The sequence below is a fragment of the Vibrio sp. 10N.261.55.F4 genome (assembly GCF_041470465.1).
Taxonomy (GTDB): Bacteria; Pseudomonadota; Gammaproteobacteria; order Enterobacterales; family Vibrionaceae; genus Vibrio; species Vibrio crassostreae_C.
This window is the reverse complement of sequence record NZ_JBFRMM010000010.1, coordinates 37,743-50,443: the sequence shown is the minus strand read 5'-3', so window position 1 is coordinate 50,443 and position 12,701 is coordinate 37,743. Positions and strand designations below refer to the sequence as shown.

11 protein-coding genes are annotated in these 12,701 nt (G+C 42.8%); 7 read left to right on the top strand and 4 right to left on the bottom strand.

What is annotated here, in order from left to right; all coding sequences use genetic code 11:
* The first annotated feature begins 45 nt into the window (after positions 1 to 45).
* The 5 genes from pdxY (at position 46) to AB4249_RS06550 (ending at position 5,208) form a co-directional block, all read left to right on the top strand.
* Positions 46 to 903 (top strand): pyridoxal kinase PdxY, encoded by an 858-nt coding sequence (gene pdxY / locus AB4249_RS06570; protein WP_017060057.1) that lies wholly within the window; start codon positions 46 to 48, stop codon positions 901 to 903.
* A 213-nt stretch (positions 904 to 1,116) separates the two neighbouring features.
* Complete coding sequence (locus AB4249_RS06565) at positions 1,117 to 2,289, top strand: patatin-like phospholipase family protein (protein WP_372102664.1); 1,173 nt, start codon at positions 1,117 to 1,119, stop codon at positions 2,287 to 2,289.
* Between the two features lie 17 nt (positions 2,290 to 2,306).
* The gene (locus tag AB4249_RS06560) at positions 2,307 to 2,732 is read left to right on the top strand and encodes a hypothetical protein (protein ID WP_017060059.1); all 426 of its coding nucleotides are present in this window, start codon (positions 2,307 to 2,309) and stop codon (positions 2,730 to 2,732) included.
* Positions 2,733 to 2,890: 158 nt separating this feature from the next.
* Positions 2,891 to 3,796: a LysR family transcriptional regulator gene (locus AB4249_RS06555; protein ID WP_372058309.1), complete on the top strand. Its 906-nt coding sequence runs from the start codon at positions 2,891 to 2,893 to the stop codon at positions 3,794 to 3,796.
* Positions 3,797 to 4,056: 260 nt separating this feature from the next.
* A complete protein-coding gene (locus tag AB4249_RS06550; protein WP_372102592.1) occupies positions 4,057 to 5,208 on the top strand; it encodes a BamA/TamA family outer membrane protein in 1,152 nt (383 codons plus the stop codon).
* Positions 5,209 to 5,291: 83 nt separating this feature from the next.
* On the opposite strand, the gene AB4249_RS06545 is transcribed toward AB4249_RS06550, so the two are convergent.
* The 3 genes from AB4249_RS06545 to AB4249_RS06535 form a co-directional block, all read right to left on the bottom strand.
* The gene (locus AB4249_RS06545) at positions 5,292 to 5,849 is read right to left on the bottom strand and encodes a PhnA domain-containing protein (protein ID WP_017060062.1); all 558 of its coding nucleotides are present in this window, start codon (positions 5,847 to 5,849) and stop codon (positions 5,292 to 5,294) included.
* Between the two features lie 223 nt (positions 5,850 to 6,072).
* Positions 6,073 to 8,517, bottom strand: a complete 2,445-nt coding sequence (locus AB4249_RS06540) for a VolA/Pla-1 family phospholipase (protein ID WP_372102590.1) — start codon at positions 8,515 to 8,517, stop codon at positions 6,073 to 6,075.
* A 13-nt stretch (positions 8,518 to 8,530) separates the two neighbouring features.
* Entirely contained in the window at positions 8,531 to 9,790 is a 1,260-nt protein-coding gene (locus AB4249_RS06535) for an outer membrane protein transport protein (RefSeq protein WP_017064607.1), read from the bottom strand.
* Between the two features lie 356 nt (positions 9,791 to 10,146).
* Here AB4249_RS06535 and AB4249_RS06530 point away from each other — a divergent pair, with 356 nt between their 5' ends.
* Positions 10,147 to 11,229, top strand: coding sequence for a site-2 protease family protein (locus tag AB4249_RS06530; RefSeq protein ID WP_372102588.1), 1,083 nt, complete (start codon positions 10,147 to 10,149; stop codon positions 11,227 to 11,229).
* A gap of 85 nt (positions 11,230 to 11,314) precedes the next feature.
* Here AB4249_RS06530 and AB4249_RS06525 read toward each other — a convergent pair whose 3' ends face one another.
* Positions 11,315 to 12,103: a M48 family metallopeptidase gene (locus AB4249_RS06525; protein ID WP_004730934.1), complete on the bottom strand. Its 789-nt coding sequence runs from the start codon at positions 12,101 to 12,103 to the stop codon at positions 11,315 to 11,317.
* 139 nt (positions 12,104 to 12,242) lie between these two features.
* On the opposite strand from AB4249_RS06525, the gene AB4249_RS06520 reads away from it, so the two are divergent.
* Entirely contained in the window at positions 12,243 to 12,668 is a 426-nt protein-coding gene (locus tag AB4249_RS06520; RefSeq protein WP_004730936.1) for a hotdog fold thioesterase, read from the top strand.
* Positions 12,669 to 12,701: the final 33 nt, after the last annotated feature.

Below are 12,701 nucleotides of genomic sequence, written 5' to 3'. Positions count from 1 at the left end.
TCTTATCCAAGTATTCAAATCCATTTCAAACTGAAAGAGCGACGCATGAAAAGCATTATTTCTATTCAATCTCACGTGGTTTACGGGCATGCAGGAAACAGTTCTGCGGTTTTTCCAATCCAAAGAATGGGACTCGATGTGTGGCCAATCCACACTGTTCAGTTCTCTAATCACACTCAATATCAACAAGGTTGGACCGGGCAAACATTCGGCTCAGATGATATTCGAAACTTGATTCGAGGCTTAGACAACATCAACGTACTGAAAGACTGTGGTGCGATCCTATCGGGTTATCAGGGAAGCGCAGACCAATGTAAAGCGGTTGCCGAGTCGGTTAATTTAGTTAAAGAAAAGAACCACAGTGCACTCTATGTTTGTGACCCTGTAATGGGTGACCCAGATAAAGGTTGTATCGTTGAGGATGGCGTTAGAACCGCCATTACTAAACACTTGCTTCCTATTGCCGATGTTATAGTGCCAAACCAATTTGAACTAAGTGAATTGACCGGCATTAAAATCCTCTCCCTTTATGACGCGGTTACAGCATGTAAGAAAGCATTGGAGCTTGGTCCAAAGATGGTGCTCGTGAAGCATCTTCACTCATTACCCGATGACGCGTTCAGTATGATTTTAGCAACGAAAAAGGCATGTTATTTAGCCCAACGACCGAACATTGAATTTGCTCAACAACCGGTTGGTGTCGGTGACCTTATCTCTGGCCTGTTTACCGCAGGGTTAATAAAGAGAATGTCTCCCGTAGCTGCATTCCGACATGCAAATAACGCGGTCTATGGTGTGTTGGAGCTAACTAAAAGCTATGGCACTTGGGAGCTACAAACAATCAATGCACAATATGAATTTGTAGAGCCTACCCACGATTTCAACGTGGTCAAAATCGGGTAGAGCGTTTAACTCCGATAGTGGTGGAGGGTGTACCTATTCGATGGGTCGCATCCTACAAACGAGATTACGAGCTAAGACTAAACCTAGCTATATTACTCCCAGAAAGAGACGGACTTCACTTTATCCCTATTTATTAACTTCTCTGTTTATAGCTGTTCTTTTGATTAAACAGAGTTTCTGAATCATTTTAGAGAACATTAAATGAGCCTAATTATGAACCGTCTAATTTCCTCGGGTTTTACCGTTGCTTTGTCATTACTTGTAGTGGCATGTAGCTCACCCCACACGTTGGATGTACGCGTACACAAAGACAATTACAAAGAAGTGGTTGTAGAAGAAGCGATATCAGTAAAAGAGCCATTGCGTATGTGGGCGAGTGAGAACCCAGACTTCTTATACTCTCCAATCGATCAAACAACGCCAATTAAAGTGTCAGGTGAGCAACTAAATATCTTAGCTTTGTCAGGAGGCGGCGCGAACGGAGCCTTTGGAGCCGGTATTTTGATAGGGCTGGAAGAATCTGGCCAATTGAAAGACTACTCAATAGTTACTGGCATCAGTGCAGGAGCGCTAATGGCACCATTTGTATTCATCGGCGGAGATGCATTTCCGAAGATGAAGGAGGTGATGTTAAACATCAATGACAAATCAGTGCTCGGCAAAAAGAACTTTTTAAACACCCTGTTTAAAGATGCTTTTACTGACGGTAAAAACTTGAATCAATTTATCGCTCAGGCGTTCCCTGAACCGATGATCGAGCAAATTGCTGCGCGACACCGCAACGGTAAGCGTTTGTTTATTGGTAGCACACACTTTGATTCTGGAGAGCTTGTCATTTGGAATGTGGGCGCAATTGCAAATAGTGACATGCCAGATAAGTCTGAACTTATATATAAGGTTTTAGCAGCAAGTGCTTCTATTCCTGGAGTCTTCCCACCGCAGTTTATCAATGTGAAGTACGAAGGTAAAAGTTATGAAGAACTTCACGTCGATGGTGGTTTAGCCGCTCAAGTATTTTTCAATCCATCTAACTTCGACTATCAGCAGATCTCAGATGCTCTTGGGTTAGAAAAACCACCACAGCTCGATGTTATTCGAAATGGAGCACTGAAAGCGCCGTACCACTCGCTGAGAGATAAGGGTCTAGATTTAGTAGCAAAGAGCGTATCAAGCCTGACTCTTGCTCAAACACGTGGTGATTTATATCGAATGAAATACATCTGTGAAATCAACAACATTGATATGCAATTTACTTACATCGAGCACGACTTTGGTTACGCCAAACGAACCAAAGACATGTTTGATGAACACTATTTATTAACCATATACGAATATGGTTATCACAAAGCAACTCAGGGCAAACCTTGGGTAACAGAATTACCTTAATTTAGGGATATCGTAAAATGAATAAAACAGCTTTAGCGCTACTTATCATGGCAACGTCTAGCGCTGCCATGGCACAAAATGTGACCTCAATGGAACAGCAAAAAGTCGATAACGACATGCTACAACTGGCCGACGTTCAACAAGAAGCGGCGTTGTTCATGGTTGAAGAAAATTCAGACTACGTGGAGATTGACTACATTGGTCAGTGGGTTGACGTGAACAATTACGTCACACACAAAGAAGCTAAAGAACGCCAGCTTCAAAAGACCACCAAGAAATACATTTACTCGCAAACAGGTGAAACTCTAGAATCCATCGAGCAGCGAATTGCTGAGCATATTCAAGTGGACCAACCTAGATATTTCAGTGTCGATGTTTACCGTAATTACCACGGTGATTCTGGGGACTTTAACTATCTAGCTCGAGTTATCGAATACATTTAAGTTATTCGTTTGACATCAACGATAAAACCTACTAGCTTAAGTAGGTTTTTTTGTTTCAAATTGACGAATTATTTTCACTAATATTATTCTGACAAAGTAGATATTTCGCCAACCTGTGATAATTTAAATACATAACGATTAAAAGTAAGCACAACAACATGAATTTCAGCATTGAACAACTTCTCGCGTTCGTTACCGTTTATGACCAACTCTCTTTCAGCAAGGCAGCAGTCAAGCTTAACAAGCACAGAACGACAATCGGGCAGGTTATAACTAACCTTGAAGACCAACTCGCGGTAAGCCTATTTGAAAGGGTTGGACGCTCTGTAAAGCCGACAGAAGATGGTCATCTTCTTTACCACTACGCTAAGCAAACGATTGAACAGGCACGCACTTTCGACAAGGTAGCCTTGAGCTTGTCTTATGGCGGTTTGGAAAACATTACTTTTGCTTATTCAAGTGTGATACCTCATCAAATCCTTGTGGATATTCGAAAGAAGTTGCGTCGTGATTTCCCGATGATGCGAGTGAATTTTCTTGTACGAAATAAAAAAGACATTAAGCAAGGCCTTCAGAGCGGTGAGTATCATTTTGGATTGGTCAACGTGCATGACAGTCGTGGAATACACAGTTTTGATGCCACCTTTTTAGGCCATATAGAATTTTTTCCTTTCGTTCAAAAAAATGGTGAGTTTTCATCTTTGGCAAAAGAAGATGTACTTTTAGCGCTAAGAAATGCGAAGCAGTTTGTCTTAAAATCCTTCATTGAAGAAGGAATGTCCGAAAAAATAACCGTTAGTTCTGACAATGAAGAAGTCGACCAATTAGCGCTAGTTATCAAAATGGTTGAAGCAGGTCTAGGATGGGCACTTCTACCAAAAACGTTCGCTCATTCTGAATTTTCGCATTACGACATCGAACCTATACAATCGTCTGAAATGGAACAAGGATTTAAATTTGGCTTTGCACTATGGTGCCCTCATTCTAAACAAATTAGCGAAGTTAAGTCATCAGTATTATCAGTTATCAAAGAAAACGTAGAGCGATTGCTAAAGCGAGATTAATGAACCAATAACACAGTTTACTTGTTCACAGAGGCTCATTTATATGAGCCTTTTTCGTATTTGTCATCTTTAGAATGATTTGATTTTGTAGGGCTAGATCCTCCATATGAGAGTAGGGCAATACCACAGTTTGACCTATTCTAACCTTGTCGATTAAGGACCCCTTTATTGGCAATAAGTGTTTAATTTCTATGTTTATTGCAAGGAAGCAAACTTTCGGCCGGGTTTCGTCACCCGGTCTTTTTTATGAGGCAAATTTTATGACTCGCTGCGGCGGCATTGTTCTTCTTTCCTGCTTTTTATTTACAACATCTTCTTTCGCATCGTTTTATGATCCTGTTGATGGTCAATTTGATATGGGGTATCACCTTGCGGAAAACGCACATGGCTTTTTGCCTATCCCAATTTTGGTTACCGAGCCTGCGGTGGGGTACGGCGGCGGTGTGGCTGGTTTGTTTTTACATGAGACGGATGAGGAAAAGCGACAAAGAAAGCAAGCTGCTCTTTCTGCCATAGATGGTGGTGCGCAGTTAGTACCCTCAGCAATGTCAGTAGTGGGCGCAGTAGGGACAGAGAACGAAACTTGGTTTGTATTTGGTGGCCATAGACGATCTTGGATGAATGATTCCATTCGTTACACAGGAGGCGGCGGCTTTGGTGTTGCGAATTTGGATTTGTACACATCAATCAACTGGGGCCCCATAGATCATGACCTTAGAATAGGCACGTCAACTTCGGTAGCCGTACTTTCACAAAAGGTGCAGTTCCGGATTGGGCATACGCCTTGGATGTTGGGAATAAAGCAGTTATTAGCTAAGTCTGAGATTGAATTTGATAACATGGTTTTAGACCGAATTTTGGGTAACGAATCGGTTACTTCTGGTTTAGGGTTGGAGGCTGAATATGACACAAGAGATAATTTATTTTATCCAACCAAAGGTTACAAATTGTCTGCAGATTACATGGTGTACGACGATGCGATTGGCAGTGATTACAATTACCGAAATTTGAACATAGATGGCGAAGCCTATATCCCAATTACCAATAAATGGACGTTAGGCTTGGCTGCAAATTATCAAAGCTTCGAACAGCAAGACCTGTTTGTATCACCCACAGCGAAACCGTACGTGTCGTTACGCGGGGTGTCATCTTATCGGTACCAAGGAGATGAGATTGAAACAATTCAAGGCCAATTGACGTATAGCATCACTCATCGTTGGAAGGTGTCTGGGTTTTACGGTTCAGGGGTTGCAAAGCAAGATAACGGCATAAGCCACGACAGTACCGTCAATGCCGGAGGTGTCGGCTTTCGATACCAAATCGCGAGACGTTACGGTTTGCACCTTGGGATGGATTATGCGCAAAGCCATGAAGAACGCGCTATCTACTTTAACGTAGGCAGTGGTTTCTAGAACAACGGAATAGGTTGAATTTTTCCAAGAAAAAAGGCGCTAATTAGCGCCTTTTCGTTTTCTATCACTTTCTTACAGTAAGATTACTTCTTACGGCAGAACTCAGCGATTACGTACATTGATTGACCGCCGTTTGTTTTACCAGAAACAAGCTTAGGATCGTCACCAACGCTGATACCACGAATAACAGTACCTTGCTTAATCACTTGGTTAGTACCTTTGATTGGCAGGTCTTTGATTACTGTTACGTCGTCACCTTTCTTAAGTTCAACGCCATTCACATCAAGAGGCTTGTCATCAGCAGACATGCCGATTTGTGCCCAAACTGATGTTTCTTCTTCAAGGTACATCATGTCTAGCGCGTCCTGAGCCCAGCTTTCTGTGTTCAGACGAGTAAGTTGACGCCATGCCGTTACTTGAACTGGCGCTTCCTGGCTCCACATGCTGTCAGTCAGACAACGCCAGTGGTTGATATCTTTAGGATCGTCAATCTCACCAAGACATTTGTCACATACCATGATGCCGTGATCCACTGTTACGTGGCTGTGTGGCGGCACTGCGTATGCAGTAAGAGAAGAATCAGAACCACATAGTTCACATTTAGATTGGCAGCGTTCTAGCATAGTAGCTTCAGAAGACATAATGGACTCACATTTATTAGGTATTAAATTACGGGGCTATTATCCACTTTATTTACAATAAAGAAAGAGGTCGTACGGTATTCTGTCTTGATTAATTTTAGCTGAGATCAACCATTTGTGTTTTAAAGTTTTATGCAAACGGTTAACTAGGGGACTTGTTCGAACGACAGAGACAAAAATGCCAGCGGTTAGGCTGGCATTTGGTTTCATTTAGAGCTCGTTATTATTCCAATACAGAGGCTGCGTTGGACACTGTACTCAATTTGTTGTTTACCAAGAAATCTTTTGCTTGTGCCTGCATTTCTGCATGGTGAGCGGAATCTAAAGGTAATGGTGTTGTATCGTCTTGTGGGATAACAAAGGTACTGTGCGCTGCAACATTGTTAAATTTCACAAATTCGTTAGTTCCGGCACTGCTAGGTGTCGCACTACTTGAATCAACAACAGTTAGGTTAAGCTTGGTTGCCAACGGTGTTGTTCCCGCGAATGGAGCGCTTGCTACAGAGTTAGGTACTGTATCATCGCCTTGAACTTGCCCAATATAAATAGGTAGTACAGGTGAACCAGAGCTTAACAGGTGGACAGCGTTAGTGAACGGGTCTATGGTATCTAACACGGTTTGAGCTGCATACGCGAATTGCTGAAATGCTGCCGTCATCACTGCTAATTGTGCTGTGGTTGCATTGCTTTCAAACGTTTCATAGCAGATTTTGTCTGATAGATTGGAACAGGTCGCACTTGCGAAAGTCGCGTATTCCGTTGAAGCGCTCAACGCAACATTGTGTTTAACCTGAGGACCAAACTCCGTAGAACCGAGTAGAAGGTTAGATATTTGACCGCCAGAGTTTTCAAAAGCTGCCGAACTAAACGAATACAGAGCATCAGCCGTTGGACTACCTAACGTACGGTTAGAGGCAGCAACAGCTGTCGTTCCAACAATACCGCCCAAAGAGTGACCTAAAAATTTAACCTGTGAACCTGTATTTAGATTAAATGCACTCAAAGGTGAACTAGCAAGTAAACCAACTTGCAAAGAAGCGGTTAACGAAGCTCTCAAGCCCATTACATCTAACGCACTTTGTCGAACGTTATCGCGCGCTACTGGCAAGTTAGTTAGGTTTAAATAAGCTAAGACGTTTGCATTTGCTGAGCGTGTATCATCTAGACTACGTGTACCGTGGATTGGTAAATCTATTGCTAGAACCGCTGTATAATCGCCCACTAAGTTATAAGCAAACGCATAAGCATTCTCTTTAGCAGAGGTAATACCATGTTGATAGATAACAACGTTTTTTGGTGTTGCCCCATTCTTAGTAAATAACAAGAACTCTACATTTTCTAATGACTTAACTTGAGGAACAGGAGAGTATTTCGTAATAACTCTTTCGCTATCAAGCGAAGAGCCATCAGCTAGTGTAAGGTTCAAACCTACCAGTTTAAGTTGTTCTGTTTGGCTTGTCGCTAAGACACTGGTGTCGATACCAGCAGCAACTAATTGAGCAGCCATATTGGCTTGTTCTGCGCTATCGCTTAAAGCATTTGAAACTTTGGCAAGGCTCGGCATGCCCGATTCAAAAGGTTGAGAGTTCCATTCATTACTGCCTTTCTCTAAGTAATGAGGAAGTTGAACGAACCCTTGGCTAACATTGACGTTAGCACCTGAAGCATCATACATCGTCTCGATGGCTACTTTTGCTTTTGTAATCTTAGTCGCGTCGCCACCACCAATATACTTATCAAAATCAGTGTCACCGCTAAGTGCATCTTTGAAAGGTTCTGACGTTCCAAACTGCATCGCATAAGCTGTCGACAAGTCAACAGAGTTAGGGTTTGCGCTACCTGCCCAAACGCTATTGAGGTTTGCTGCAGCCAACCCTGTAGCTGTTGCCGCTTTGGTAGCGAAAAGGGAATCACCTATAGACTCAGTCGTAAACCACGTCGAATAAATGATGTTTTCAGTATCAAGGTTAATAGCACCTGCAGCCGTCGCTCCAGCAAAGATCTTTTCAACACCTTGAGTGACTTGTTGTGCTTGAGCTAGGCTACCTTCGGTGTACGTTACCGCACTAGATTTCAGTGCAGCATAACTTGCCGACATGCCAACAGGATCACCATTAATATCCGTGAGTTCATTTGACAGCGCCAACACGTATTCACTTGAAGCATCTAAGGAATCATTGAACACAATTGTGAAGGTGTCAGTTGAGGCACTAGATAGAACGTTGAAATCAACGCCTAAAGTCAATATTCCAGCGACACTAGGTGCAGTTTCAGATGTGAGTGAGCCGCTAAGTTTTAATAGGTAAACCCCACCAGTAGCTACACCGTCAGCTAAGCCAGTACCTTCAAAGTCCATGATAATTGGCATTGAAGTTGACCAGCCATCCATTGTATTCATTGCTGCGATAGGGTTGGTTAATGAGTCATCACCGCCAGTCGGCAAGCCAAGTGTACCGTCGCTAGCATCCATCAACGCGAAACTAGGAAGAGGAACTGCAATATCAGCACCCGTTAATTGAAACTTGATGCTCGTCGCTTGTCCGAGTGAATCTTGAATGTATTGCTCATATTGAATCGCTGTTGACGCACCTGAACTCGAAGAGTCATCACCACAACCAGCAAGAAACATTGCTGAAGCGAGCAGCGAAACATTAAATAACTTTTTCATGTTTTAATTCCGTTTAGTTGAAGGTGTAGTTCATTTGAATTGCAGATAGGTAAGCGACTGCATCACCAGAGAATTCAAGTTCTTGCCCTAGTTCATTGGTTTCTTTGAAGTCACCATCTTTACTTTGTACAAGGGCAAAACCAGCATCGAAGGAAAGGTTAGGGCTGTACTGGTAAGTTAAACCTGCGCTGTACCAGAAACGGTCGCTATCAGGAATACTCAACGTCGCTTCACCAGCTTGCTCGTCATAAGCTAAACCAGCTCTTAAGGTCCATTCTTGGTTTAACTGATAAGTTGCACCCAGTGAGTAACGGTTATTGTCGTCGTAGTCTTCGGTCTTTTTAAAACACTCGCCACTTACACAATCTGAACTTGTCGCTTTAAGCTCTTTGAAGCTACTCCACCCAGTTTGTTGCCACCCGTAGTGAATTGCCCATTGGTCGGTCAATTGGTGGAAAGCTGAAATTTCAATAATCGAAGGCAACGTGATTTTTAGACGTCCTGTTGTTGTCGTAGCACTGCCTTCCACGATGCTGCCCGTGTAATCAGTAAAGTCACCGTCATCAAAGTCGAGGTCTACCTCTGAACGATAAGCGATAGAGAATCGGTTGTTTTCATTCAGTTCATATAACGCGCCCACGTTCCAACCAAATGCAAATGTTTCACCTGTCATACTGATCAGTTTTGTTGAGGCAGGATCTCCAGTGATGTTCGAAATAGAGCCTTGATGACGATTTAGTTCAGCCTCGGCGTAAACAAGGTTCGCACCCGCACCAACACTAAACTGGTCGTTAACTCGATACGCCACATTGGGGTTTAAGTTCACTGACACTAGTGAAGTATCACCTGCAAGATCACCCGCATAAATATCGTCTGGGTAATCGGTAGCAACGCCGTAGTTAGAAAACATACCAATGCCCCAAGCCCATTTATCGTTAATAGGGCTGATGTAGTATGCGGCAGGGACGACTTGCAATGGCGCTACGTCTTTAGATACTTGGCTTTGTCCGCCAGAACCTGGAACATTGTTTTGAGTAATATCCACTTCTGGATCAACGATAGAAACCGCGCCTGAAAATTGGGCTGTATCAAATAGGGTCATTGCGGCGGGGTTTCTCGCTAGTACACTCGCGTTATCAGCTACAGCACCTTCACCTGAAAATGCGCGACCAAGACCTGAGGCAGAGTGCTCAGCAACTTGGAAACCAGCCGCAAGTGAATTACATGCAAATAGCACAGAAAGTGAAACGAGAGAGCGTTGTATTGTTTTCATCCTTGACCCTCCTAGGGCATCAAATCTCATTCTTATTGTTGAAAACACACTGAGCGTTGTTGGTGTTTAAGCTCCAATGTAAATGGCATGTTAAATTCATGTTTAATATAAAGTCAAAGAATGAGTTATCATTTTGTGAAGTAATATTTTTAAGGGGCGGCACTCTAACACTAATAATATAACTACAATCAATGATTTATGGGTGGTTGGAGGTGTGACCAGAATGTTTATGTCAGGTACTGGTATAAATAGTGTTCAACTGCTCAATATGTAACAACTTTGTTTATGTTTACCGTTAATCGCTAAATCGGCATAATATCGATTCATATTGATAGTCATTAAATTGGAATTAAAGTTTGGAATTACTCGCGATAGAGTTTCTTGGAAAACCACTTCGTTTAGAGGGGTCAATGGCAGGGTGGCAACAGTTGTATTGGGACAATACTTTGGTGTCCCAATTAGACGCAACCACAGATCAAGATGACGCTCGAACCCATGCATTTACTCTGCGCGCAGGTGAAGAAGAGTTACAGTGTAACGTTGAAGCTACCGTTCAGTGGCAACCGTTTGAGATGACCTATAAAGCGACCGTGAATGGCCAAACCGTTACCGAAGGCAATAGAAACACCAAAGATATCGAGCAACAAACCCCGGTTGTCGCACCAAAACCAGAGAAGCGTTTTAGCTTAATCGGGTTAGTTTCGCTGGGAATGAAAGCCCTCAAGAGTGCCAAGTTAATCAAGGTGGTGCTTGCCTCTGCGAGTTTAGCCGCTTACTCATGGCTATTTTCAATTCAGTTCGCTTTAGCCTTGATCGCTTGTTTAATGTTCCATGAATATGGCCACATCAGAGCAATGAAATACTTTGGAATGAAGACCAAAGGCATCTATTTAATACCGTTCCTTGGTGGCTTGGCGTTATCCGACGAAAAGATCAATACGCGCTGGCAAGATGTGGTTATCTCGATCATGGGACCATTGTTTGGCTTGATATTGTCGTTGATATTTATGGTGTTGTACTGGGCGACTGGTGAAATGTTCTTCGCGGGGCTTGCGGTATTTAACGCGTTATTAAACTTATTTAATCTATTACCGATTTTGCCTCTCGATGGCGGACATGTACTAAAAAGTATCAGTTTCTCGATGAACAGTGTACTTGGTATTGTCCTGTGTGTTGCGGCCGCTATTGCTGGCGTGGTACTGAGTTATCAGTTGAATTTGACCCTGTTTGGCTTCTTATTGATTATGGGCAGTGTGGAAATACTATTCGAATGGAAAGGGCGTCACCACAGTCACTTGTTGCCATTAGACAAATACGGTCAAGTCGTGTCGTTTGTTTGGTATGTGGGTCTAGTGAGCAGTTTGATCGGTGTTATCTGGTATTTTGCATCTACTGGTGATCAGCTATTAAGCCTACCATTGCAAATTCTTGGTACTTAACAAGAATCAAAAACAAAAAAATGCCCTAAACAATATGGATAGGGCATTTTTGTATTCGAAGTTTAGCGTCTAAACAAATGTAAAATTACGCTTTGCAATTTGGTCTTGGTGAACCCGATTGAGGTAACGTTTTTATCGTCGCCTGTAGATCTTTGATTCGCGTACTGTGGGAAGGGTGCGTAGACAGCAATTCTGGCGGTTGGCTACCACCTGATGCTTTCGCCATGTTTTGCCACAAGTCGACGCTCTGTTTAGGATCGAACCCTGCCTGAGCCATATATTCTAAACCAACAACATCGGCTTCTGATTCCTGAGTTCGGCCATACGGTAGAATAACCCCGTATTGAACACCTAAACCTAGGGCTGCCATTGTCATTCCTTGGTACTGTTTGTATTCTGATGCGCCTAACGCGACACTAGTAATAGATAAGCCAGTATTAGCGATTTGAGACTGAGATAGACGCTCATTACTGTGGTCAGCGAGAACGTGCGCCACTTCATGTCCGATAACCGTTGCGAGTTGGTCTTGATTGACCGCGACCTTAAGTAACCCTGTGTATACGCCAATTTTGCCACCCGGCAAAGCAAAGGCATTCACTTGGTCGCTATCAAAAACAACAACTTCCCATTCACTAAAGCCTTGTTTTGGAATATGTTGAGTAATGCTATTTGCAACGCACTGTACATAAGCGTTTGTTTTCGCGTCTTTACTTATTGGCTGTTCTTTCTTCATTTGTTCAAAAGATTGCGCCCCAAGTTGAGACATGTCTTGATCAGAAAAAAGCAGTAATTGGTTTCTGCCTGTCGGAGAAGCGCTACACGCGGTTAGGCCTGCTAGTGTGAGAAGCGAGGCAAACTTCATCCATGACGTCATACAATATCCTCTGTGTATTCAGTTTTTATGCATGTTAACATCAACTTTCGTAATAACTAAGGGCTGAAAGATAACTAACAGCCAGTAATATAGAAAAAGCTATGCACGCGATAACAAGATCAATAATTAAGGAACCCATATGAGTATTTGGAAAAAGCCCGTTGACCTAGACACCTTCAACGCGACCTCAAAAAATACCTTAATTGAGCACCTCAACATTGTTTACACAGAAGTAAACGACAATTCCTTAGTGGCAACCATGCCGGTTTGTCATTTTACGCACCAACCACTAGGCATGCTTCATGGCGGAGCATCGGTTGTGCTAGCTGAAACGCTTGGCTCATTGGCGGCTAATTTCTGCGTACCAGAAGGCTACTATTGCGTTGGATTAGATATCAACGCGAATCACGTAAGATCAATGCGTGAAGGCCATGTTATTGGTACTGCTGAACCTATTCACCTTGGTGTCTCTACCCAAGTATGGCAAATCAATATCACTGACGAGCGTCAACGCTTAGTTTGTACGAGTCGATTAACGATTGCCGTGAAGAAACATAAGCGATAATAGAGTAGGCAGCAGTTAACTTTGTTCTATTTA

What these genes read in the sequence shown, in the direction of transcription:
- AB4249_RS06565 (WP_372102664.1), top strand. Translation starts at nt 1,117, where the DNA reads ATGAACCGTCTAATTTCCTCGGGTTTTACCGTTGCTTTGTCATTACTT.
- AB4249_RS06520 (WP_004730936.1), top strand. Translation starts at nt 12,243, where the DNA reads ATGAGTATTTGGAAAAAGCCCGTTGACCTAGACACCTTCAACGCGACC.
- AB4249_RS06550 (WP_372102592.1), top strand. Translation starts at nt 4,057, where the DNA reads ATGACTCGCTGCGGCGGCATTGTTCTTCTTTCCTGCTTTTTATTTACA.
- AB4249_RS06525 (WP_004730934.1), bottom strand. Translation starts at nt 12,103, where the DNA reads ATGACGTCATGGATGAAGTTTGCCTCGCTTCTCACACTAGCAGGCCTA.
- AB4249_RS06560 (WP_017060059.1), top strand. Translation starts at nt 2,307, where the DNA reads ATGAATAAAACAGCTTTAGCGCTACTTATCATGGCAACGTCTAGCGCT.
- AB4249_RS06540 (WP_372102590.1), bottom strand. Translation starts at nt 8,517, where the DNA reads ATGAAAAAGTTATTTAATGTTTCGCTGCTCGCTTCAGCAATGTTTCTT.
- pdxY (WP_017060057.1), top strand. Translation starts at nt 46, where the DNA reads ATGAAAAGCATTATTTCTATTCAATCTCACGTGGTTTACGGGCATGCA.
- AB4249_RS06555 (WP_372058309.1), top strand. Translation starts at nt 2,891, where the DNA reads ATGAATTTCAGCATTGAACAACTTCTCGCGTTCGTTACCGTTTATGAC.
- AB4249_RS06535 (WP_017064607.1), bottom strand. Translation starts at nt 9,790, where the DNA reads ATGAAAACAATACAACGCTCTCTCGTTTCACTTTCTGTGCTATTTGCA.
- AB4249_RS06545 (WP_017060062.1), bottom strand. Translation starts at nt 5,849, where the DNA reads ATGTCTTCTGAAGCTACTATGCTAGAACGCTGCCAATCTAAATGTGAA.